This is a genomic window from Flavobacterium sp. ST-158 (assembly GCF_058309975.1).
On record NZ_JBZEEN010000001.1, the window covers coordinates 1,021,625 to 1,045,515 of the forward strand.

Here is a 23,891-nt window from a genome sequence, read left to right on the forward strand (position 1 = left end):
ATATGAGCAGTGAATTATTTGATTTAGAACAATTAAAATTTCCAATTGGAGAATTTCAAAAACCGGATTTGATATCTAAAGATCATTTGAATAATTGGATAACAGCTATTGAAAAATTCCCTTCTAAGATAAAAATGCTAACTGAAAATCTTTCGGTAAACGAATTAAATTGGATTTATAGACCCGATGGTTGGAAAATAAAACAAGTAGTACATCATTGTGCCGACAGTCATATCAATAGTTTTGTTCGGTTTAAATTAACACTAACTGAAGAAATGCCTATAATAAAACCTTTTGAAGAAGATAAATGGGCTGAACTCCATGATGGACTTTCCGATGATTTATCAGCATCGATTCAAATTATTGAAGGAGTTCACGCTCGTTGGGTTTTGTTGTTGAAATCCTTTGATGAACAACAATTAAACCGACAATTTATACATCCTGCTACTAATAAAATTTCAACTTTAAAGGAAACTATTGGAGTTTATGCTTGGCATTGTAACCATCATTTAGCACATATAGAACAAGCCTTATTTTACAAAGGTCAATTTTAGTAATTATGGAAAAAAACTGTTTAGAATGTGGCGAAAAAATTGTAGGTCGAGAAGACAAGAAGTTTTGCAGCGATGGTTGTCGCAATGCCTATAATAATAAGATGAACAAGGATAGTAATAATATTATGCGTAATATCAATAACAAGTTGCGTAAAAATTATAGGATTCTTTCAGAACTGAACGTTGACGGAAAATCAAAAACAACTAGAACTAAATTGTTAAGTAAAGGTTTTGATTTTGAATTTTTTACGAATGTTCTAAAAACAAAAACAGGCAATACATACTATTTTTTGTATGACCAAGGGTATATGTTGTTAGAAAATGACTGGTATATTCTTGTAAAAAAAGACAATTAGCAATCTCTCCCAAATTTACCTAAAAAATGAAAAAAGATTTATCCTCCATTGTTTCGGTACTGTTTTTTGCAGCGGTACTTGCTTTTGTATATTTCAGCATTATGCCACAATGGACTACTAATGTTAATAAACCGCTTGCGGAATTTTCGACCCAAAGAGCTTTGGTACACATCAAAGCAATGAGTCAAAATCCACATTATGTAGGTTCCCAAAACCATAATAAAGTAGCTAATTATTTGCAATACGAACTAGCAAAACTAGGTTTGGAAAGTAGTTTCCAGGATGGATATACCTTAACTGATTGGGGGAATTTAGTTCAATCGCATAATGTTATGGCTCGAATAAAGGGAAGCCAAAATGGCAAAGCTTTGTTATTGCTTTCGCATTATGATAGTGCGCCGCATTCGGCTTCTCATGGTGCTAGTGATGATGCCGTAGGAGTGGCAACTATTTTAGAAAGCGTTCGGGCTTTTTTGCATACTAAAACGGCACATAAAAATGATATAATTATTCTTTTTACTGATGCGGAAGAATTAGGTTTAAATGGTGCAGCCCTTTTCGTAACTCGACATCAATGGGCAAAAGAGGTTGGCTTAGCTTTAAATTTTGAAGCCCGAGGCACCTCTGGTCCCAGTTATATGTTGATGGAAACTAACAATGGAAATGCAGGAATGGTACAGCATTTTGCTGCTGCAAATCCAACTTTTCCAGTGTCCAATTCGTTAATGTATAGCATTTACAAAATGTTGCCTAACGATACCGATTTGACTGTTTTTAGAGAACAAGGTAAAATTCAAGGATTTAATTTTGCTTTTATTGACGGACACTACAACTATCATACAGCACAAGACGATGTACAGCATTTAGACATCAATTCGCTAGCGCATCAAGGTTCTTATTTGATGCCATTATTGCATTATTTTTCCAATGCTAATTTGAGTACTACGCAAGCCGTAGAGGATTATGTGTATTTTTCTATTCCATTTCAGTTTATTAGTTATCCATTCAGTTGGGTGTTGCCTATGGTAATTATTGCATTTGTATTGTTCTTGTTTTTTATTTTCTTAGGCATAGCCAAAAGAATTTTAACTACAGAAAAAATGTTTCAAGGCTTTATTCCGTTTTTAGGTTCGCTTTTTTCGGCAGGATTATTGACCTTTTTGGGATGGAAGATTCTGTTGCAAGTCTATCCGCAATACAATGATTTACTTAATGGTTTTACCTACAACGGACATGCTTATATAGCCGCATTTGTCTTGTTGAGTTTAGCTATTTGTTTTGCGTTTTATCATTTTTTTACGCCAAATAAAATCAGCGCTAATCATTTTGTAGCACCATTGTTTATTTGGTTGCTTATTAACACCGGAATTGCTTTTGCTTTGCAGGGTGCTGGTTTCTTAATTATTCCCGTTTATTTCGGAATTTTTATGTTTGGGTTTTATATTCTCACACAGAGATACAGTCCTATCTTAAACTTAATTTTTAGTATTCCTGCGCTATTGATTATTGCTCCTTTTATCGAAATGTTTCCCATAGGATTAGGTTTAAAAATAATGTATGGAAGTGCTGTTCTTACTGCTTTGTGTTTTGGATTGCTTTTGCCAACATTTGGTAATTTTGTTCAAAAAGGGAGTTGGTCTATTCTCTTTTTATTGGCTTCCATTGGCTTTTTTGCAAAAGCACATTCGGATTCAGGTTACGAAAAAGGAAAAGCAAAATCCAATAGTTTGGTTTATCTCTATGATGCTGATACAAATTTAGCTCAATGGTTAACGTATGATAAAAATTTGGATTCTTGGACCAAAAGGTATTTGGGTGAAAACCCTCAAGCTCCTGTAGGTCTTGACAAGGTTCCACTTTTTAGCAAATATGATACTCATTTTACATTTGCTGCTAAGGCGGAAATGAAAAATATTCCACAACCTACAATTGATTTTTTAACTGATAGTATTGCGGACAATCAAAGGTATTTGAAGATTCGTATTTCGCCCAATCGAAAAGTGAATCGCTATGATATTTTTGCTAATGAAAAAATGAAACTTTATAATATCAAAGCCAATGGCGTTTCTCATTTGGAACAAAAAGGAAAAATTTACAAAAGAGATGGAAAGCGTCTTTTGAGTTATTATGTGGTAGAAAATGATCCGCTGGTATTAGAATTTAACATCAATGCCACAACCCAATTTGATATGACTTTGTTGGAAAGTTCGTTTGACTTGATGCAAAACCCATTGTTTTCTATGAATAAAAGAGCCGATTGGATGATGCCAACACCATTTGTGTTGAATGATGCTGTGGTGATTAAAAAAACAATCAAACCGAGTGTAGGCTTTGTTCCGGTAGAGCTAACGGCAGTGCCAGAAACCAAAGTAATGTCAGCTCAGCAAGTGGCTCCAGAGACGAAAATGGTTAGTGAAATTGCTCCTCCTGAATCCAATAAACCAATTGTAAAAAGAAGACCAAAACCAAAATCTAGAGTACCTTTGAAACTTATTGATGCGCCAATTGATACTACGCGATAAGTAATTTAATTGATTTTTTTAGCTAGTTTTTTTGGCTTATTTATTGGTGCTAAAAAAAATGAAAGTGAAAATAAAAATCCCCGAAGCACCGGGTATAAATTAATTCTTCACTGTTTTATTGGATACTACTTTGATGTGTTATTGTCTTTTACTAAAATTGCAATTCATTATGCCTAATTGCAGTTCGTCGGAAAAATGTTTTTTCAAATGACTTGGTTTAGTTCATTTGCTAAATAATTAAACCCACCCACAAATTATGAAAAAACTAATCGCATTAATCCTGATTTTAGTAATCACCAGTTTTGTTGTTGTTTCAAATAAACCATCGTTTTTCAATGAAAATCAAATTAGAGAAAGAATAGACTCTGAAAATTTCAAATGGGAATATGTAAAAGACCGATTGTTTGACGGAGAGACAGAGAATGTATATAAAATAAAAGGACCTATTCTTATTTCACTAAAAAATGCTTCCAAGCAAGATAGTATTGTTATTAACGAAGTTATGCAGGAAATACGAACTGTTATTCCCAATAAAACCATTGCTTTTTATAAAAGCTTTACTGGGAAATCTTTTGATGTAGATTCTAATAGTGATCGTTATGCTAAAGTTAAAGGGATTGAATTTATAGAGTTGATTAATTCAACAATTATAATGGAGTTTGACCAGGATTTAAAACATTCTTTAGAACAAATTTCTCAAAATTTTGTCAATGTGGATTTACCTGATAGTATTGGAAATATTTCTAGCACTCGCAAGTTTAGTAAAACAGTATATTCGAGCAGTTGGTCTTCAGCATATACAATATATTTTAATATTAATAAATATCTTTCTCACAATGAGAGAAAAAAATATATTCGATATGAATTCTTAAGATCACTTTGTTACATTAATGATGGAAATTTTATAAATGAAACTAGACTGAATGGAATAGACCCAATTTTTCAAACTTCAGTACATCAACCAGTAAATTCTGAATTTACCGACCGAGATAAGTTTTTACTGCAAAAACTATATTCTGATGACTTTATAGAGCAATTTAGAACCTATATGTATGCCAATTATCCTTGGCGTTATGCAAGCAGTTTTGTTAATAAAAAAGAGCATGAATTTAAAGTTTGGGGAATTATTATTGGTGTTGGTATAGTAGTTTGTATTTTAATATTCAGTTATTTTCAAGATAGAAAATACAAGTATTCTTATCTCAATTATTTGTTTCCTGTTTTTTTAATTTTTCTAGTTTTTTTTAATTTTTCAAATCTCTATAAATCTTTATTGGAATATAGTTCTATTTTTTTCTGGTATGATTTTTTGAATCAAATATTTTTAACAGTTGTTTCTTCTCTTATAGTGTCCTTTCTACTTTGGGGATTTGAGAAAATATGTTTTAAACAGAGTGAAAGATTTACATATCAATTAGTTTTGGTAGTGATTATTACCTTCGTTTCTTTTGCTGCTCCGATGATATTCTATTATTTTCTAAATCAGGGTAGGAAAGATATATATAATCTTGTCTCATTTTCTTATCTGTTTTTCTCAACAGCATTGGCAATTGGTAGGGGATTGTTGTTGTATTTGAATCATTTTTCAGCATCTTTGGTTAAAGAAAAAGATGTAGAATTGAGCCGTTTACAAGAAGCCAAAGCTGAAGCTGAGGTCAAAGTATTGCAATCGCAAATTAATCCGCATTTCTTGTATAATGCTTTAAATTCCATTGCCAGTTTAGCGCATACGGATGCTGATAAAACCGAAAAAATGGCGTTGTCCTTGTCGGATTTATTTCGACACAGTATTAATCGAAAAGGTAAAAAAGTTAATACTTTAGGTGATGAGTTGAGTTTGGTTCAAAATTATTTAGAAATTGAACAAATCCGTTTTGGTGACCGATTGAATTTTAGCATTGATGTCGAACCAGATTTGTTGACCGTAGAAATACCGATGTTTATTTTGCAACCTTTGGTCGAAAATGCCATCAAACACGGCATTTCAAAAATAGAAGGACAAGGCAAAATTGTCTTGAAAGTAAGTAAGAAAGAAAATGGTATTTTTATTTCTGTACAGGATAACGGTGCTGATTTTCCGGAAGGATTGGTCAGTGGTCACGGATTGCAAACCGTTTATGATTTGCTTAAATTAACTTATGGAGAAAAAGCCGAGATAAGTTGGCACAATGAACCTCAAAAAGAAATTATAATTCATATAAATGCTATTTTATAATGAAAGACCAAGCTTACACCACCTTAATTATAGATGACGAACCGCCCGCAAGAGCTCGTTTACAAAAATTACTGGAATATTTTCCGGAGACTTTTCGGGTATTGGATGTAGCTAAAAACGGAATAGAAGCGGTGGAAAAAATTCATCAATTAAAACCTGATGTTATCTTTTTGGACATCGAAATGCCAGGATTGAATGGATTTGAATTATTGGAGCGTTTGGAGAAAATTCCTATTGTAATTTTCTGTACGGCATTTGACCAGTATTCTTTGAAAGCTTTTGAAACCAATAGCATTGATTATTTGTTAAAACCCGTACGATTGGAACGTTTGCAACAAACTGTCGAAAAGTTAAGCAATTTTAAAAACAATCTTTCTTCGGCAACTATCATGTCAGTTCTAAAAGAATTTTACAGTCAGAAAGAAGAAAAAAAGATGACTTCAATAACAGTTAAAAAAGGAGATAAGCTCCTATTTATAAAACTGGAAGAGGTCACTCATTTTGAAGCCGATGAAAAATATGTTACGGTTTATACTAATAAAGAAAATCACTTGATTGAGCAATCGCTTTCCCAATTAGAATTGAAATTGCCACAGGCATTTATACGAGTGCATCGTGCTGTGATTTTAAATAAAAATAAGGTTTTGGACGTTCAAAAGTACTTTAATAGTCGTTTTGTGATTACGCTGAATAACAATAGAAAATCCAGTATTACTTCTGGAAGGAGTTATAATAATGCTATTAAGGATTGGATGGGGATTTAAGAATTTAATTAAACCCGACAGTCCCAAAGTATCGGGATAAAGCAGTCGGGTTTAGTTTTTAATAAATTATTTAGTGAATTTTGCAAATAGAAGGGCTGTAATTATGCCTATCGTCAATGAGAATAAAATGTTTCTAATTCTGTTATTTTCACCTTGTTCAATTTCTAAATCTGTTTTGCAAAATTTAATTAAAATCCACCAGAAAAAGCCTCCTAGGTAATGTAAAAATGGATATCGCATAGTTTATTTATTATAAAATTACCCAAAAAGCATACTGGCTACATCTTCAATTTTGGCGACTAGTTCAATTTTAATCCCTGTATTTTTTAAGGCGATTTTATTGTATTTGGATACGAAAATTGTAGAGAATCCCAGTTTTTCAGCTTCCTGAATGCGTTGGTCCACACGATTTACAGGACGAATTTCACCTGAAAGTCCGACTTCGCCGGCAAAGCAAAAATCTTTGTTCACGGGAATATCTTCATTGGAAGATAAAATGGCGGCTACAACAGCCAAATCAATCGCAGGATCATCTACCGAAATTCCTCCGGTGATATTCAGGAAAACGTCTTTGGCGCCAAGTCTGAAACCGGCTCTTTTTTCTAAAACGGCCAAAATCATATTCAGTCTTTTAGCATTGTAACCCGTGGTGCTGCGTTGCGGCGTTCCGTAAACTGCCGTACTCACTAAAGATTGGATTTCAATCATTAGGGGGCGCATGCCTTCGAGAGTGGTGGCAATGGCAGTTCCGGATAGTTCTTCGTCTTTGTGCGATATCAATATTTCGGACGGATTGGAAACTTCACGCAATCCGCTGCCGAGCATTTCGTATATACCGATTTCCGCAGTGGAGCCAAAACGGTTTTTTAGAGAACGGAGAATTCGGTACACATGATTTCGGTCGCCTTCAAATTGCAATACGGTATCGACCATGTGTTCTAATATTTTGGGTCCGGCAATGTTACCGTCTTTGGTAATATGTCCAATAAGAATTACCGGAATGTTGGTTTCTTTGGCAAATTTAATCAACTCAGCCGTGGTTTCTCGAATTTGAGAAATGCTTCCTGCGGTCGATTCGATGTAATCGGTATGCAAGGTTTGAATCGAATCAATAATTACGATTTCGGGTTGGATAGCTTCAATTTGTTTGAAGATATTTTGTGTTTTGGTTTCCGTTAGGATATAGCAATTGTCGCTACTTGGTGTAATTCTTTCGGCACGCATTTTTATTTGTTTCTGACTTTCCTCGCCCGAAACATAAAGGGTTTTATAGGGTAATTTTAAGGAAATTTGGAGTAAAAGCGTGCTTTTTCCAATTCCAGGTTCACCTCCTAAAAGCGTTAAAGAACCAGGTACGATTCCGCCACCAAGGACACGATTCAATTCGGCATCCGTAGTATTCATCCGGATTTCTTCCGTCGAATCTATTTCGGTTATTTTTAATGGTTTTGGCGCTCTACTGCTCGGAGTAGGTTCACTTTTCCAGGCAACTTTATCTTGTTTTTGAATGATTTCTTCGGCAATGGTATTCCATTCTTTGCAGGCGTTGCATTGGCCTTGCCATTTGGCATAGGATGTTCCGCAACTCTGACAGAAAAAAGAGGTTTTAACTTTTGACATTATCTTTTAACGGTTAAACTTTTCATATCATCGTACTTGTTGTACATCATTTCTTTGGTCAAATTACCAATTTCTTCCAGTTGCGAAGCACGTTGGTATTTTTGAGCAGCACGTTTAGCATCGCCTGTTTTTTCAAACATTAAACCCAATTCATAATCAGCAAGCATGGTTTTTGGATAATTTTTATTGGCTAATTGTGCTAGTTTTTCTAATTCGTCATAAGCCTTGTTTTTTAAAATAGCGGCTTCAATAGCTTTGAAATCGTTGATTCTGATAGGGATGTTTAATCCCAGTTTTTCAGTCGTATTATCATATTTCTTAGTTAGATAATCGACATAACCTGATGGTAAAACGACAATTTTTTCGGTAAATTCAGTAGAAGAAATCGGTTTGTAACTGTCGAAAATTTGGTATAATGCATTGGGTATTGAATATAAAACTAAAGAATAATGGGAAGCATTCTTGAAATTATCATATTGATAATTAACTAAAGGATTGGCAATTGCTTTAATGTTACCATCTAGTTCTTCTATTGGTACACGCAATTGTTTGATGTCGCCATCAGCAGAGGATTGGTAATAAAATAGATTTTTTTTGGTATTTGTTAATCCTGTAGCAATTTGGTTTTCCATGCCTGGAGCTAGTTCAGGACTTAGGGAAATGTAGGCGTTAAAAAAAGAATTTTCTTTGTAAAGAAAAAAGTTTAAAAAGCCTGCTGTGGTATCATGTCCTGCAATAATTCTGAAAGGAGCAACACGGTATTTTTTTTCGACAAAAGGGATGAGTTCTTCACCAATAAAATTGAAAAAAGCGGCTGATTTTTTTGTAGGCATACCTTCGGTTTCATCAAAGGCACAGTCGTTCATTCGGCTGTTTTTTTGTTTGATCCCAATAATAATGGTTTCAGGTAAGTCGTCCCAATATTCGCCATAGCTTAATGCACCTTGGAAAGCGTCAAATAAATAATCGCCGTCTAAAAGTAGAAGGATTGGGTATTTTTTGGTTGGATTGTTTTCGTAAGAAGGTGGCAGGCTAACAAATATTTCTCGTGTTTCTCCCAGCTTACTGGATTTGATTAGTTCGGTTGTTTTTTGAGAAAATGCTACAATAGAAAAAAAGAAAAAGAGTAGTGCTTGTTTCATAATTGGGGCGGTTTAAAATGAAAATGATAAACAGTACAGCAAGATACTAATTTTTAATGAAAGTAAAATTAAGCCTATAAAAACAAGAAGCGTTTCTGTTAGGAAACGCTTCTTGTTTTGTTGTAAACTGAAACTTATGTTAACGAGTTGTCTTTTTCATTTGGAAAAATAATCCATGGTTTGAAGGTTTTAGCTTCTTCAAAATCCATTGATGCATAAGAAATAATGATGATAATGTCATCTTTTTGTACTTTTCTGGCTGCTGGACCATTAAGGGTGATTTCGCCAGAATTTCTCTCGCCTTTTATGGCGTATGTGTCAAAACGTTCTCCATTGTTGATGTTAACAATAGATACTTTTTCTCCTTCAATAATATTAGATGCTTCTAATAAGGTTTCATCGATGGTAATGCTGCCAATATAATTTAAATCGGCTCCTGTTACTTTTACCCGATGTATTTTTGATTTTAAAACTTGAATTTGCATGTTGCAAAAGTAAATTATTTTAGTGAAATGGTATCAATCAATCGAATATTATTAACAAATACGGCTATAAATGCACGATAATTTTTATCTTTTAATTTCTCTTTACAAGGGATAAGTGTTTCTTCATCGGCAATTTCAAAGTATTCTAATTCAAAAATAGTATTGGTATCAAAGACTTCTTTTACCCATTGTTTTACTGCTTTGCAATCTTGTGTTTTGAATTTTTCTTTGGCTTGAATTAAAGTTTGGTATATGATGGAAGCTTGTTCTCTTTCTGAAACTGAGAGGCGTTCATTTCTAGAACTCATGGCTAAACCATTAGCTTCTCTATAAATTTCACATCCAGTGATATTGACGTCCAAATGGTTTTTAAGAACCATTTTTTTTACAATTTGTAATTGTTGGAAGTCTTTTTCTCCAAAATAAGCATTGGTTGGAGAAACTATTTCGAAAAGACGTTTTACAATAGTTCCTACTCCGTTAAAATGTCCTGGTCTGAATTTGCCTTCCATTTGGTTTTCTAAACCATCAAAATCAAAATTTTGAGATATTACTTTTCCTTCATAAATATCATCTACGGTCGGAGCATAGACAATAATATTAGTGTTTAATTGGAAAATTTTTTGGGTATCTTCTTCTAAAGTTCTGGGGTATTTTTCTAAATCTTCAGCATTGTTAAATTGGGTAGGATTAACAAAAATACTTACCACAGTATTGTTGTTTTCTGCTAGAGATTGTTGCATCAGCGAGAGATGTCCTTGGTGTAAAGCACCCATTGTAGGGACAAAACCAATAGTGGAATTTTGAGTTTTAACTGAATTTAAAAATTCGGTTAAAGCAGCTTTTCCGTAGAAAATAGGCATGATGATTTTATTAAAATTGAGTGCAAACATAATATATTAGTTAATAACTGCATAAAATTTCGTAATTTTGCGTGGTTTTTATTACCAACTTAACTAACTAAATTACAATATGAAAGATAAGAGGATATTATATGTATCATCTGAAGTGGTGCCCTATTTGGCTGAAAATGAGGTTTCTTTAATGTCTTATGATGTTCCAAAGATGGTAAATGATCAAGGGGGGCAAATTAGGATTTTTATGCCAAGATACGGCAATATTAATGAAAGAAGACACCAATTACATGAAGTTATTCGTCTTTCAGGAATGAATTTGGTAGTAAATGACTTAGATATGCCCTTGATTATTAAGGTAGCATCGATTCCAAAAGAAAGAATTCAGGTATATTTTATTGATAATGACGAGTATTTTAAAAGAAAAGCCACTTTTGCTGATGAAGACGGAGTATTGTATCCGGATAATGATGAGCGTGCTATCTTTTTTGCCAAAGGTGTTGTTGAAACCGTAAAAAAATTAAATTGGGTACCTGATATTATTCATGTACATGGATGGATGGCAGCTATGTTGCCGGTATATATGAAGCATTTTTATAAAAATGAAGCATTGTTTTCAGATACGAAAATTGTTACTTCTGTTTACGGACAATCTTTTGATGGAACTTTAGATGTTGAAATGATTAATAAAGTTAAGCTTGATGGTGTGCCTCAGGAAGATGTTGAAATGTTGTCTACTCCTGATTATGAGAATGTTATTAAGGCTACAGTAATGCATTCGGACGCTGTGATTATTGCTTCAACAAATGTTAGTTCAAGTTTAACAAAATTTATTGAAAGTTCAGGGAAACCTTTTTTACCTTACGTCCCTAAAGATGCATTCGCGGAAGCGTATAGCAATTTTTATAAAGAAATGCTTTAACCCTCAATATTTTGGTATTTAATATGCGTAAAACTTCTTTTTTTAAGATAATTCTAATAGCAATTAGTGTCGTTTTTTTTGTGTCCTGTGATAAAGATTTTAATTCCATTGGCGGAGATTTAATAGGTAATGAACATTTTGAATTAGCAGGTGAGTCTTATAATGTTTTGTCTTATAATCAAAATATAGGTCCTGTACAATCTAATAATTTGCCTGTAAACCCTTTAGGGGTTTATGAAGATCCTGTTTTTGGTACAACTACGGCTAGTTTTGCTACTCAGGTTGTATTGGCTTCGGTTAATCCAACAATAGATTTAAGTTTAAATCCGGAAATTGATAATGTGGTGTTGTCAATTCCGTATTTTAGTCATGTAGAGTCTGTTGATGCTACTACAGGTGATAGTACATATGTTTTGGATTCAATTTTTGGAAATACTAATGGGAAAATAAAATTAAGTGTTTATGAAAGTGGTTATTTTATGAGGGATTTGGATCCTACGACTGGTTTTTTGGAAACGCAGAAATATTACACTAATCAAGGAAGTGAGTTTGAGAGTTTATTAGTTTCGGATAAGTTAAATGATAGCATTGTTTCTCAGAATGATGAATTTGTATTTTTGGCTAACGAATATAAAGACAGTGTGTATGTAGATGGTGTGAAAACATTAGTTCGTACCGCTCCTCAAATGCGCCTGGCTTTAAATAAAACTTATTTCAAAACAAAATTTTTTAGTGAAGTAGCTTCTGGGAAATTAGTAACCAATGATGTTTTTAAAAATTATTTCAGAGGTTTATATTTTAAAGTAGAAAAGTCAGGAGGTAATCCGGGTCGTTTGGCAATGATGAATTTCAAAGGAGGAACGATAACTATTAATTATAAAGAGAATTCGTCAACAGATAATTCTGTGAAGGTTACTAAGTCAATTGTACTTAACTTAACAGGAAACACGGTAAGTTTGTTGTCTAATACCAATAATGCTGCTTATGACAATGCGGTTAATAATCCAAATCGTACTTCAGGTGATGATAAATTGTATCTAAAAGGAGGGCAGGGTTCCATGGCAGTATTGGATCTTTTTGCTAAAACAGATGTATTGGGTTATGATGCTAATGGTAACTTAACTTCTGGTCCTAATGGTGTTCGAGATGATTTAGATGAATTAAGACGTAAAGACCCTGTAACGGGGAAAACTCGATTGATTAATGAGGCGAATCTTGTTTTTCATATCGATAAAGAAACTATGGGAGAGAATACATTGCCAATGCGTGTGTATTTATATGATTTGACTAATACAACTACAGTGGTCGATTATCTTTATGATGGTACTACAGGTACCAATGCTAAAAACGGTTTGTTGATTTATAATGGTTTGTTGAATAAAAACACCAATGGTGATAATACCTATAAGATCAGAATTACTAATCATATGAGAAGTTTGGTTAAGAATGCTGATTCTACCAATGTTAAAATGGGAATTGTGGTTACTGAAGATATAAATAACAGTGCAATGAATAAATTAAGCACTCCTGTGGTTATATCTAACGAAGAAGGAGAGACAACTATTGCTAAAGTTCCTCAGGCTTCAATAATGAGTCCTTTAGGAGTGGTGCTTTATGGAGGGACAACTAATGTTCCAGATGATAAAAAATTGAAATTAGAAATTTATTACACAAAACCGAATTAATATAAAATTATATGTGTGGAATAGTTGGTTATATAGGGCATAGAGAAGCCTATCCTATTGTTATTAAAGGTTTGAAAAGACTGGAGTATCGAGGTTATGATAGTGCTGGTGTAATGGTCTATGATGATGCAATTAAAGTTTGTAAAACAAAAGGAAAGGTAGTAGCTCTTGAGGAACTTGTTGCGAAAGAAATGAGTACTACTGGAACTATTGGAATTGGTCATACTAGATGGGCTACTCATGGTGTGCCAAATGATGTAAATTCGCATCCGCATCTTTCTAATTCAGGTGAATTGGCGATTGTTCATAACGGAATTATTGAAAATTATGCACCTTTAAAAGAGGAGTTAATAAAACGTGGCTATATTTTTCATTCTGATACTGATACTGAAGTATTGGTGAATTTGATTGAAGAAGTTCAGAAAAAAGAAAAGTTAAAATTAGGAAAAGCGGTTCAGTTAGCATTGAATCAAGTAGTAGGTGCTTATGCTATTGCGGTTTTTGATACTAAAAATCCAAATGAAATAGTAGCGGCACGTTTAGGAAGTCCGTTGGCTATTGGGGTTGGTGAAGGAGAATATTTCATCGCTTCAGATGCTTCGCCTTTTATTGAATATACTTCAAATGCGGTTTATCTTGAAGATGGAGAGATGGCTAATATTAGTTTGAAAAAGCCTATCAAAATTAGAAAAATCAAAGACGATAGTTTAGTTGATCCTTATATTCAAGAACTTCAAATGAATTTGGAGCAAATTGAAAAAGGAGGTTTCGATCATTTTATGTTGAAAGAAATCTACGAACAACCAAGTGTTATCAAGGATACTTATAGAGGAAGATTACTCGCTGATAAAGGGATTATTCAAATGTCAGGTGTTGAAGATCATTTGGAGAAATTCTTAAATGCTGATAGAATTATTATTGTAGCGTGTGGAACTTCTTGGCACGCAGGTTTGGTGGCAGAATATATTATTGAGGAGTTTGCTCGTATTTCGGTAGAAGTAGAGTATGCATCTGAGTTTAGATATAGAAATCCTATTATCAATAGTCGTGATGTAGTTATTGCTATTTCTCAATCGGGTGAAACTGCCGATACTATGGCTGCTATTAAGTTGGCTAAAGAACAAGGCGCTTTTGTTTTTGGAGTTTGTAATGTGGTGGGTTCTTCCATTTCCAGAGAATCTCATGCAGGAGCTTACACACATGCTGGTCCAGAAATTGGGGTAGCTTCTACAAAAGCTTTTACAACTCAAATTACAGTGTTGACTATGTTGGCATTGCGTTTGGCTAAAGCAAAAGGAACTTTGTCTCATTCTGATTTTCACAGATATTTGTTAGAATTGGAATTGATTCCAGAGAAAGTAAAAGAGGCTTTAGAAACGAATGATAGAGCAAAAGAAATTGCGGCTGCATTTAAAGATGCGTCAAACTGTTTGTATCTAGGTCGTGGTTATAATTTTCCGGTAGCTTTAGAAGGAGCTTTAAAATTAAAAGAGATCTCTTATATTCATGCTGAAGGTTATCCGGCTGCCGAAATGAAACACGGTCCGATTGCATTGATTGATGAGCAAATGCCAGTTATTGTAATTGCACCTAAACAAGGTCATTATGATAAGATTGTGAGTAACATTCAGGAAATTAAATCCAGAAGTGGTAAAATTATTGCTGTGGTGACTAAAGGAGATACTCAGGTGAGAGAATTGGCAGATTATGTTATAGAAATTCCTGAAACTTCAGATGCATTATCGCCGTTGGTTACAACTATACCATTGCAGTTGTTGTCTTATTATATTGCTGTTTACAGGGATTGTAATGTGGATCAACCACGTAATTTGGCAAAATCAGTTACGGTAGAATAATATACTTATTTCTTTATTATGTAAAAAAGCAAGACAATCGTCTTGCTTTTTTTGTTTGTGCAAATTGTTCTCTAAGATGCAGTTTGTCGATAAATAGAATTTTCTGACTTTATTTTTGTTAAACTATAATTTTTTTTGCTTAAATTTAAATAATTGGAAATGATTGAAGATTTTATGCTGTTCTGTTCATGAAAAGGCTGATGTGAAAGTTAATGGTTTTTTTGAGTGTGTAAATTGTAAAAACTGAATCATATGAGAACCTATTTAATTCTTTTTTCTTTGCTTTTTTGTACTGTGTTTCATGCACAGCATACTATTCAAGGAATAGTAGTTGAAAGTAATAACCAGCCAATTATTGGTGCTAATGTCAAAGTAATTGGTGATTCGGTAGGAACGATAACGGATAGTGATGGTAAGTTTCTTTTGGATGCTTCTTTAGAGCTTCCTTATGAAATCGAAATCAGCAGTGTCGGTTTCGAATCTAAAAAAATAACAATCACTTCTAAAAAACAAGTAGTCAGTGTTGTTCTTAAAGAAGAGCATAATGTACTTGATGAAATTGTGGTGTCGGCTTCCAGAACACCCGAGAGGGTTTTTGAATCACCAGTAACTATTGAACGGATGGGAATTGCTGATGTAAAAAAAACAGCTTCTCCAAGTTTTTATGATGGTTTAGAAAATTTGAAAGAAGTACAAATGAATACCAGTAGTTTGTCCTTTAAATCTATTAATACACGTGGTTTTGCTACTGTTGCAAATACTCGTTTTATGCAATTAGTGGATGGAATGGATAATTCCTCTCCATTGTTAAACTTTGTTTTAGGAAATATGGTGGGTATTTCTGAAATCGATGTGCAAAGTGTAGAATTATTACCTGGAGCTTCATCAGCTTTATATGGAGCAAATGCTTTTAATGGTATTTTGTTTATGAATAGTAAAAGTCCGTTTACTTATCAAGGGATTACAGCTTATGTCAAATATGGACAAACTAGTCAAAAAGCAGCTGGAACAAATGATTTTGTGGATTATGGTATTCGAATGGCGCATGCTTTTGATAAACATTTTGCTGCCAAAGTAAACTTTACGTACATGCATGGAACAGATTGGTATGCTACCAATTATAATGATAAAACAGTAATAGGCAGAGATAGAACAAATCCTAATTATGATGGGATTAATGTCTATGGAGATGAAGTAAGTACTAATTTATATAATGTAGGACAAAAAATGATTGCAAGTGGTAATTGGGCGGCAACTTCTTTACCGGAGAGTTTTGCGGAATTTTTACCTAAAGAAAATGTTTCCAGAACAGGGTATAATGAGGTGGATTTAACTGATAACAAAGCAAGTAATACAAAAATTGATTTTTCATTGCATTTTAGACCATTCGGTGATGAAAATTTTGAAATTATTTGGCTAAGTAAATTCGGATTTGGAAACGCAGTTTATCAAGGAGCGAATCGGTATTATTTGAATAATTTTTTCATGCAACAACATAAATTAGAGTTTAAAGGGAAAAACTTTTATCTACGCGGTTATACTACTTCTGAAGATGGGGGTAATTCATATGATATGCTTTTTACAGGAATAAATGTAAATAGAGCTTGGAAATCAGACGACGTATGGTTTGCAACTTATGCTGCTAATTATGCTGGGTCTTATGGGAATCCTGCGAGCCCTTTGTATAATAATTCGGCTGGAGCTCATGCTTATGCAAGATCACAAGCAGATGTGGGTAGGTTGATGCCAGGGACAACGGCTTTTAAATCGGCTTTTAATAGTGTTATTGCTGAGCCAGATGTGCTTTCGGGATCTAGGCTAGTTGATAATTCTAAGATATATCATTCGGATGCAAATTATAATTTTAAAGATCAGATCAAATTTGCAGAAATTCAAGTAGGAGGTTCTTTTAGAGAGTATCAGTTAAATTCCCATGGTAGGATTTATACAGATGCTAATGGGGCAATACATTATAATGAATATGGAGCCTATACTCAATTGATGAAAAAGTTCGTAGATGAAAGATTGAAGTTTACGGGGTCTATTCGTTATGATAAGTCACAAAACTTTAAAGGAAGTTATTCGCCAAGACTTTCTTTCGTGTATGCAGGGGGAGAAAGTAAAAGACATAATTTTAGAGCATCTTTTCAAACGGGATTTAGAAATCCTACTACTCAAGATCAATATATAGGATTTAATGTTGGTAATGCTGTTTTAATAGGTTCGGCACCTGATAATTTAACGAGATATTCGGAAACCTTGCCAGTTAATACAGCTACTGGGCAGTTTTTGGCTGGAGGTTCAACAGTAATTATGGATGGTGTAAAAGCTTACGGCAATTCGTATACAGCTACTTCAGTTCAGGCATTTGCGGCTTTAGCTCCAACAAATGTGGTTGCTGCTGCAGCTTTGTTACGAAAAACAAATGTGAATTATGTAAAGCCTGAGCGTGTAAAAGCATTCGAATTGGGTTATCGTTCATATGTGAGCAATATGTCTATTGATGTTAATGGGTATTATAATATTTATAATGATTTTATAGGGAATTTGAATGTAGTGGCGCCTTATTATGGAACCACTCAGGATGCTCCAAATCCATTAGCTGGACCAACTGATTTAGGAGCTCAAACTTTGCATGCACTTCAAAATGATAATTATAGAGCATATCAATTGTATACGAATACAGATGTAGAAATCAAGTCTTTTGGTTTTGGATTGGGACTTTCTAGAAAAGTGTACCAAGATTTTGAGGTGAGTGTCAATTATAACTACGCTGAATTTAGTTTTGATCAAGCTAAGGATCCTAGTTTTGAAGCAGGATTTAATACACCTAAGCATCGCGTGAAAGCCTCAATAGGGAATGAGAAGTTGTTTAAAAATTTCGGATTTAATATTAGCGGAAGATGGAATACCGATTATAAATGGGAATCTTCTATGGTGGATGGTATGGTAAAATCAGCTACTGTGGTCGATGCTCAAATTAATTATAGCATTCCTTCTCTTAAATCTACATTAAAAATAGGAGCTTCTAATATTGGAGGAAAAGAATACATGCAAGTTTTAGGAGCAGGATTAATTGGGCAGCAGTATTTTGCATCTTGGACAATTAATCCATAGTGATAGTTTTAAAAATTATCGTAAAAAAAATAGTTGTTTTGAAGAGAAATGAATTGTTGTTTTTTAGCGAATTTGTCTTTTTTTAAGGTGGTTTTCATGCTGTTTTTGCCTCATGTTTTATTTTTTTATGTTTTTTAAATAAAATTGTTGATTTTTTATTTTAAAAAATTATCTTTGCGCTCTGAAAAAACACCTAAATCATTGAATTTTGACAAGGTAAGTTTTGTAAACCTAAATAGCTGTTTAATAAATACATAAGTAATGTCTAAAGTAATAGGAAAAGTTGCCCAAATCATTGGCCCAGTAGTTGACGTTGTTTTCAACGGTAAGGATGTTGAACTTCCAAAAATTTATGATTCATTAGAAATCACTAAAAAAGATGGTACTAAATTAATCCTTGAAGTGCAATCTCACATTGGAGAAAATACAGTTCGTACCATTTCTATGGATTCAACAGATGGTTTGAGCAGAGGTTATGAAGTAGTAGGAACAGGAAGTCCTATTCAAATGCCGATTGGAGCAGATGTTTACGGACGTTTATTTAACGTTGTTGGAGATGCTATTGATGGTTTACCAGAATTGCCTAAAACAGGTGAGAACGGAATGTCAATTCACCGTCAAGCGCCAAAATTTGAAGATTTATCTACATCTTCTGAAGTTTTATTCACAGGTATCAAAGTAATCGATTTGATTGAGCCTTATGCAAAAGGAGGTAAAATTGGATTGTTTGGTGGTGCCGGAGTTGGTAAAACAGTATTGATTCAGGAGTTGATTAACAATATCGCAAAAGGTCACGGTGGACTTTCTGTATTCGCAGGAGTAGGTGAAAGAACACGTGAAGGAAATGACTTGCTTCGTGAGATGTTAGAGTCAGGAATTATAAAATACGGTGAGGAATTCATGCACTCTATGGAAAATGGAGGATGGGATTTGTCTAAAGTAGATTTACCAGGAATGAGAGAGTCTAAAGCTACTTTCGTTTTCGGACAAATGAATGAGCCGCCAGGAGCACGTGCTCGTGTTGCACTTTCTGGATTATCTATCGCTGAGTATTTCCGTGATGGAGCTGGTTCTGACCAAGGTAAAGACGTATTATTCTTCGTTGATAATATCTTCCGTTTTACACAAGCAGGTTCTGAGGTGTCAGCGTTATTAGGGCGTATGCCATCTGCGGTAGGTTACCAACCAACATTAGCAACTGAAATGGGTGCTATGCAAGAGCGTATTACATCTACAAACAAAGGATCTATTACATCTGTACAAGCGGTTTACGTACCTGCGGATGACTTAACTGACCCTGCGCCAGCTACAACGTTTGCTCACTTAGATGCTACAACAGTATTGTCTCGTAAAATTGCTGAGTTAGGTATTTATCCAGCGGTAGATCCATTGGATTCTACTTCTCGTATCTTGACTCCACATATCTTAGGAAACGAGCACTATGACTGTGCACAAAGAGTAAAAGAGATTCTTCAAAAATACAAACAATTACAAGATATCATCGCGATCTTAGGTATGGAAGAGTTATCTGAAGAAGATAAATTAGCGGTATCTAGAGCACGTCGTGTACAACGTTTCTTGTCTCAACCGTTCCACGTTGCTGAGCAATTTACAGGTATTCCAGGTGTATTAGTTGATATTAAAGATACTATCAAAGGATTTAATATGATTATTGATGGTGAATTAGATCACTTACCAGAATCAGCATTCAACCTTAAAGGAACTATTGAAGAAGCTATCGAAGCTGGAGAAAAAATGTTAGCTGAAGCGTAATAATTTGGTTGTTAGTTGTCAGTTGTCAGTTGTTAGAAAGCAACCATCAACCATCAACCATCAACTATTAACTAAAAAAAGACATGATTTTAGAAATAGTATCACCAGAAGCAAAATTATTTTCAGCAGAAGTTACTTCGGTAACTTTACCTGGAGTTAATGGAAGCTTCCAAATATTGAACAATCACGCACCAATCGTTTCTATTTTAGGAAAAGGTCTTGTGAAAATTGATGCGCCAAGTTTCAAGTTTTCTAAAGAGGTAGCAAGTAAGTTCTCTAAAGTAAATGACCATACTTATACATTAGCTATTGAGTCAGGGACTATTGAAATGAAAGACAATAAAGTAATTGTTTTAGCCGACTAAGACAATTTGCATTAATATAAAAACGTCAAGCTTTTGCTTGGCGTTTTTTTTTATTTTTGATTTATGAAAAGTTTACCCAAAAATCTCATAGCAAAACTAGAGGTAAGAACCCAAAATAACGCTTTGCGTCAATTGCCAGAGTACAATAATTTGGTTGATTTTACTTCCAATGATTATATTGGTTTTTCTAAATCAGAGTCGATTTTTAAGGCAAGTCATCAATATTTGATGGAAAATAATTTTATTCAAAATGGAGCGACTGGTTCCCGATTAATATCAGGAAATCATGTCTTATATCAAGAAGCAGAAAATTATATTGCTCAGTTTTATCAGGGAGCGTCGGCATTGATTTTTAATTCGGGTTATGATGCCAATGTTGGTTTTTTTAGTTCCGTGCCGCAAAAAGGCGATTTGATACTTTATGACGAATTGTGTCATGCTTCCATCAGAGACGGAATCCAACTTTCAAATGCAAAATCCTATAAGTTTAAACATAACGATTTTGAAGATTTAGAAAGATTAATTTTAAAATTCAAACCAACAACCAGCAACCAGCAACCGGCAACCATTTACATTGTTACAGAAACTGTTTTTTCAATGGATGGCGATTGCCCTAATATGGAAGAGCTGATTGTTGTTTCTGAAAAGCACGGCTGTTATCTTGTAGTTGACGAAGCACATGCTTTGGGGGTTTTTGGGGAAAAGGGTAGTGGTTTGGTTCAGGAATTTGAAGCACGAGACAAAGTTTTCGCGCGAATTATGACTTTTGGAAAAGGTTTAGGCTGTCATGGTGCTGCTGTTTTGGGTAGCGAGGAATTAAAACAGTATTTGGTCAATTTTGCCCGAAGTTTTATTTATACCACGGGGCTTTCTCCACATTCAGTAGCTACAATTTTGGTCGGTTATAAGCATTTGGAAACCGAAAAAAGCAACATTTATTTGTTGAGAGAAAACATCATTCATTTTAATCAGCAAAAGAATTTATTGGGATTAAAACCGCTTTTTGTGCATAGTAAATCGGCTATTCAATGCGCAATAATTCCGGGAAATGAAAAAGTAAAAGCGATTGCGAGACAACTTCAGGAAAGAGGATTTGATGTAAAACCAATACTTTCACCAACAGTTCCTGAAGGTCAGGAACGTTTGCGTTTTTGTTTGCATTCGTATAATACTAAAGCGGAAATTACGGAAGTGTTATCTTTGTTGAGTACTTTTATTTTTTAAAAATATGGGAGAACATTTTGAGTTAATTGGAAGGTATCAATATACTTCTGAAGCACTAATTATAAAGGGCAAATTAGAAGCCGAGGGAATAGTTGTATTTATGCGCGATAATCATATTGTGGATGCAAATCCTTTGTATAGCAATGCAATTGGCGGAGTTAAGCTTTTTGTAAATAGAGATAATTATTTAAAAGCAATGGAAATCATTTCTCAAATTTCTGAGTATTCATTAGATGATGCAAGTCAGTTGATGAAATGTCCAAATTGTGGGGCTGAACAAATTGACTTGGTTACTTCTATAAAAGATTTTAAATCGCTCTTTGCATTTGTCTTCTCCATGTTTTTAGGTTTATTGCCTTTTTATTCAAAACATAAATACAAATGTGAAAAATGTAAATTTGAATTTAATTAAATGACTTTGTGCCTTTGCGGCAAAACAATAAACTATGAAATTATTTATAACAGGAATCGGTACCGACGTAGGTAAAACCATCGCCTCAGCCATTATAACCGAAGCACTAGAAGCCGATTATTGGAAACCCATTCAAGCAGGAGATTTAGAAACCTCTGATAGTCATAAAATAAAAGCCTATTTATCAAATACTAGGACGGTAATTCATCCAAACAGCTATGCTTTAAATACGCCAGCGAGTCCTCATTTGGCGGCAGAAATAGATGGAATTACAATTGATAAATCTAATATTATAGAACCTTCAACTGAGAATCATCTAGTAATAGAAGGTGCGGGCGGAATTTTTGTGCCATTGAATGATAATGAAACAATTGTCGATTTGATTCAGCTGGATTACAAGGTAATCGTGGTTTCCCGCCATTATTTAGGAAGTATTAATCATACTTTGCTAACCATTGAGGCTTTGCAAAACAGAAAAATTGCTATTGCTGGAATTGTTTTCAATGGAGAAGAGAATCTAGCCACTGAATCCATTATTTTGAAAAAAACAGGAATTCCATGCATTGGAAGAATCAGTCAAGAACCGTATTTTGATCAAAATGTAATTCGTGAATATGCCGATTTGTTTCGTGAAAAATTAATTAATTTATAAGAGGAAAGAAGCAAGAAAAAAGAAGAAAGAGAACTTTTGTTTGAAATCAAGTATTAATCTTTCTTCTTGTATCTTTACTCTTTTATCTAAAAAAACAAATGACTTTAACTGAAAAAGACAGCCAATACCTTTGGCATCCTTATACCCAACATAAAACAGCTCAAACTCCGATTGCTATAACCAAAGGTGAAGGCGCTTTGCTTTGGGACGAAAATGGAAAAGAATACATTGATGCAATTGCTTCCTGGTGGGTGAATCCTTATGGACATTCGAATCGATTTATAGCCGATAGAATTTATAAGCAATTAACCACTTTAGAGCATGTGCTTTTTGGCGGTTTTACCCATGAACCCGCTATTCAGGTTGCCGAGCAACTGATGAAACTATTGCCAAAAAATCAGCAAAAAATATTCTTTTCGGATAATGGTTCTACTTCGGTAGAAGTAGCCATAAAAGTGGCTTTGCAGTTCTTTTATAATAAAGGCGAAAAAAGAACGACTATAATTGCATTGGAAGATGCTTTTCATGGCGATACTTTTGCGGCAATGGCAGCAAGTGGTATTTCGTTTTATACCCAGGCTTTTCAGGGAATGTTTATTGATGTGGTGCGAATTCCGGTTCCGATTACAGGAGAAGAACAAACGAGTTTTGATGCTTTGCGAAAAGTGATTCAGGATTATAATTGTGCGGCATTTATTTTCGAACCTTTGGTACAGGGAGCAGCAGGAATGGTGATGTATGAAGCGGAAGCCTTGGATGAGTTAATTAAAATCTGCAAGGAAAATAATGTTTTAACCATTGCCGATGAAGTGATGACGGGTTTTGGAAAAACCGGAAAAACCTTTGCCATGGATTATGCACAGCAAAAACCGGATATGATGTGCTTGTCTAAAGCCTTGACTGGCGGAACGATTCCGATGGCGATTACCTCTTTTACTCAGGAAATATTTGATGCTTTTTATGATGATGATATCAACAAAGCTTTATTTCACGGACATACTTTTACAGCGAATCCTACAGGTTGTGCGGCGGCATTAGCTAGTTTTGAATTGTTGCAAACTCCAGAAATGCAAGCGAATTTGGTTCGAGTAAATACCAATCATTTGACTTTTCAGAAGCATATTGAAAAGCATCCAAAAGTGACTACTACTCGAGTTTTAGGGACTATTTTTGCACTGGAAATAAAGAAAGAAGGAGAGGAATCCTATTATGGAACTATGCGAACTAAATTGTATAATTTCTTTATCGAAAACGGAATTATTCTGCGTCCTGTAGGGAATATTGTCTACATTTTACCACCTTATCTTATCAGTGATACTCACTTGCAAAAAGTGTATGAAGTGGTGGAAAAAGCTATTGATATGGTTTAAGTA

General features: G+C 34.2%; 19 protein-coding genes. 15 read left to right on the plus strand and 4 right to left on the minus strand.

Annotated features, from left to right (window positions below):
* Positions 1-2 precede the first annotated feature (2 nt).
* From AC4FRF_RS04300 to AC4FRF_RS04320, 5 genes are all read left to right on the plus strand, one after another.
* A complete protein-coding gene (locus AC4FRF_RS04300) occupies positions 3-554 on the plus strand; it encodes a YfiT family bacillithiol transferase (RefSeq protein ID WP_491158231.1) in 552 nt (183 codons plus the stop codon).
* A 5-nt stretch (positions 555-559) separates the two neighbouring features.
* Positions 560-910: a hypothetical protein gene (locus AC4FRF_RS04305; RefSeq protein WP_491158232.1), complete on the plus strand. Its 351-nt coding sequence runs from the start codon at positions 560-562 to the stop codon at positions 908-910.
* 26 nt (positions 911-936) lie between these two features.
* A complete protein-coding gene (locus AC4FRF_RS04310) occupies positions 937-3,432 on the plus strand; it encodes a M28 family peptidase (RefSeq protein WP_491158233.1) in 2,496 nt (831 codons plus the stop codon).
* A gap of 256 nt (positions 3,433-3,688) precedes the next feature.
* Positions 3,689-5,647, plus strand: a complete 1,959-nt coding sequence (locus tag AC4FRF_RS04315; RefSeq protein WP_491158234.1) for a sensor histidine kinase — start codon at positions 3,689-3,691, stop codon at positions 5,645-5,647.
* Positions 5,647-6,411 (plus strand): LytR/AlgR family response regulator transcription factor, encoded by a 765-nt coding sequence (locus tag AC4FRF_RS04320; RefSeq protein WP_491158235.1) that lies wholly within the window; start codon positions 5,647-5,649, stop codon positions 6,409-6,411. Before AC4FRF_RS04315 ends, AC4FRF_RS04320 begins: the two co-directional genes overlap by 1 nt.
* A 258-nt stretch (positions 6,412-6,669) precedes the next feature.
* On the opposite strand, the gene radA is transcribed toward AC4FRF_RS04320, so the two are convergent.
* The 4 genes from radA to panC all read right to left on the minus strand — a co-directional run bounded on the left by radA (position 6,670) and on the right by panC (position 10,551).
* Positions 6,670-8,031: a DNA repair protein RadA gene (radA, locus tag AC4FRF_RS04325; RefSeq protein ID WP_491158236.1), complete on the minus strand. Its 1,362-nt coding sequence runs from the start codon at positions 8,029-8,031 to the stop codon at positions 6,670-6,672.
* Entirely contained in the window at positions 8,031-9,173 is a 1,143-nt protein-coding gene (locus AC4FRF_RS04330; RefSeq protein WP_491158237.1) for an alpha/beta hydrolase, read from the minus strand. The genes radA and AC4FRF_RS04330 overlap by 1 nt, the downstream gene beginning before the upstream one ends.
* Positions 9,174-9,307: 134 nt before the next feature.
* The gene (gene panD / locus AC4FRF_RS04335; RefSeq protein WP_491158238.1) at positions 9,308-9,658 is read right to left on the minus strand and encodes an aspartate 1-decarboxylase; all 351 of its coding nucleotides are present in this window, start codon (positions 9,656-9,658) and stop codon (positions 9,308-9,310) included.
* Positions 9,659-9,672: 14 nt separating this feature from the next.
* The gene (gene panC, locus AC4FRF_RS04340) at positions 9,673-10,551 is read right to left on the minus strand and encodes a pantoate--beta-alanine ligase (RefSeq protein ID WP_491158239.1); all 879 of its coding nucleotides are present in this window, start codon (positions 10,549-10,551) and stop codon (positions 9,673-9,675) included.
* A 79-nt stretch (positions 10,552-10,630) separates the two neighbouring features.
* On the opposite strand from panC, the gene AC4FRF_RS04345 reads away from it, so the two are divergent.
* The 10 genes from AC4FRF_RS04345 (at position 10,631) to bioA (ending at position 23,888) form a co-directional block, all read left to right on the plus strand.
* Positions 10,631-11,434: a glycogen/starch synthase gene (locus AC4FRF_RS04345; protein WP_491158240.1), complete on the plus strand. Its 804-nt coding sequence runs from the start codon at positions 10,631-10,633 to the stop codon at positions 11,432-11,434.
* Between the two features lie 23 nt (positions 11,435-11,457).
* Positions 11,458-13,119 (plus strand): BamH family beta-barrel-assembly machinery protein, encoded by a 1,662-nt coding sequence (gene bamH / locus AC4FRF_RS04350; RefSeq protein ID WP_491158241.1) that lies wholly within the window; start codon positions 11,458-11,460, stop codon positions 13,117-13,119.
* 11 nt (positions 13,120-13,130) lie between these two features.
* On the plus strand, positions 13,131-14,975 hold the full coding sequence (gene glmS / locus AC4FRF_RS04355; RefSeq protein WP_491158242.1) for a glutamine--fructose-6-phosphate transaminase (isomerizing): 1,845 nt from the start codon (positions 13,131-13,133) through the stop codon (positions 14,973-14,975).
* Positions 14,976-15,227: 252 nt separating this feature from the next.
* The gene (locus AC4FRF_RS04360; RefSeq protein WP_491158243.1) at positions 15,228-18,092 is read left to right on the plus strand and encodes a TonB-dependent receptor domain-containing protein; all 2,865 of its coding nucleotides are present in this window, start codon (positions 15,228-15,230) and stop codon (positions 18,090-18,092) included.
* 261 nt (positions 18,093-18,353) lie between these two features.
* Entirely contained in the window at positions 18,354-19,865 is a 1,512-nt protein-coding gene (gene atpD / locus AC4FRF_RS04365; RefSeq protein WP_491158244.1) for a F0F1 ATP synthase subunit beta, read from the plus strand.
* An 83-nt stretch (positions 19,866-19,948) separates the two neighbouring features.
* Entirely contained in the window at positions 19,949-20,230 is a 282-nt protein-coding gene (locus tag AC4FRF_RS04370) for a F0F1 ATP synthase subunit delta/epsilon (RefSeq protein WP_408080678.1), read from the plus strand.
* 63 nt (positions 20,231-20,293) lie between these two features.
* The gene (locus tag AC4FRF_RS04375; RefSeq protein WP_491158245.1) at positions 20,294-21,454 is read left to right on the plus strand and encodes an aminotransferase class I/II-fold pyridoxal phosphate-dependent enzyme; all 1,161 of its coding nucleotides are present in this window, start codon (positions 20,294-20,296) and stop codon (positions 21,452-21,454) included.
* A gap of 4 nt (positions 21,455-21,458) precedes the next feature.
* Positions 21,459-21,866, plus strand: a complete 408-nt coding sequence (locus AC4FRF_RS04380) for a putative signal transducing protein (protein WP_491158246.1) — start codon at positions 21,459-21,461, stop codon at positions 21,864-21,866.
* Between the two features lie 34 nt (positions 21,867-21,900).
* Positions 21,901-22,518, plus strand: a complete 618-nt coding sequence (bioD, locus tag AC4FRF_RS04385; RefSeq protein WP_491158247.1) for a dethiobiotin synthase — start codon at positions 21,901-21,903, stop codon at positions 22,516-22,518.
* A gap of 98 nt (positions 22,519-22,616) precedes the next feature.
* Positions 22,617-23,888 (plus strand): adenosylmethionine--8-amino-7-oxononanoate transaminase, encoded by a 1,272-nt coding sequence (gene bioA, locus AC4FRF_RS04390; protein WP_491158248.1) that lies wholly within the window; start codon positions 22,617-22,619, stop codon positions 23,886-23,888.
* The last annotated feature ends 3 nt before the right edge of the window (positions 23,889-23,891 follow it).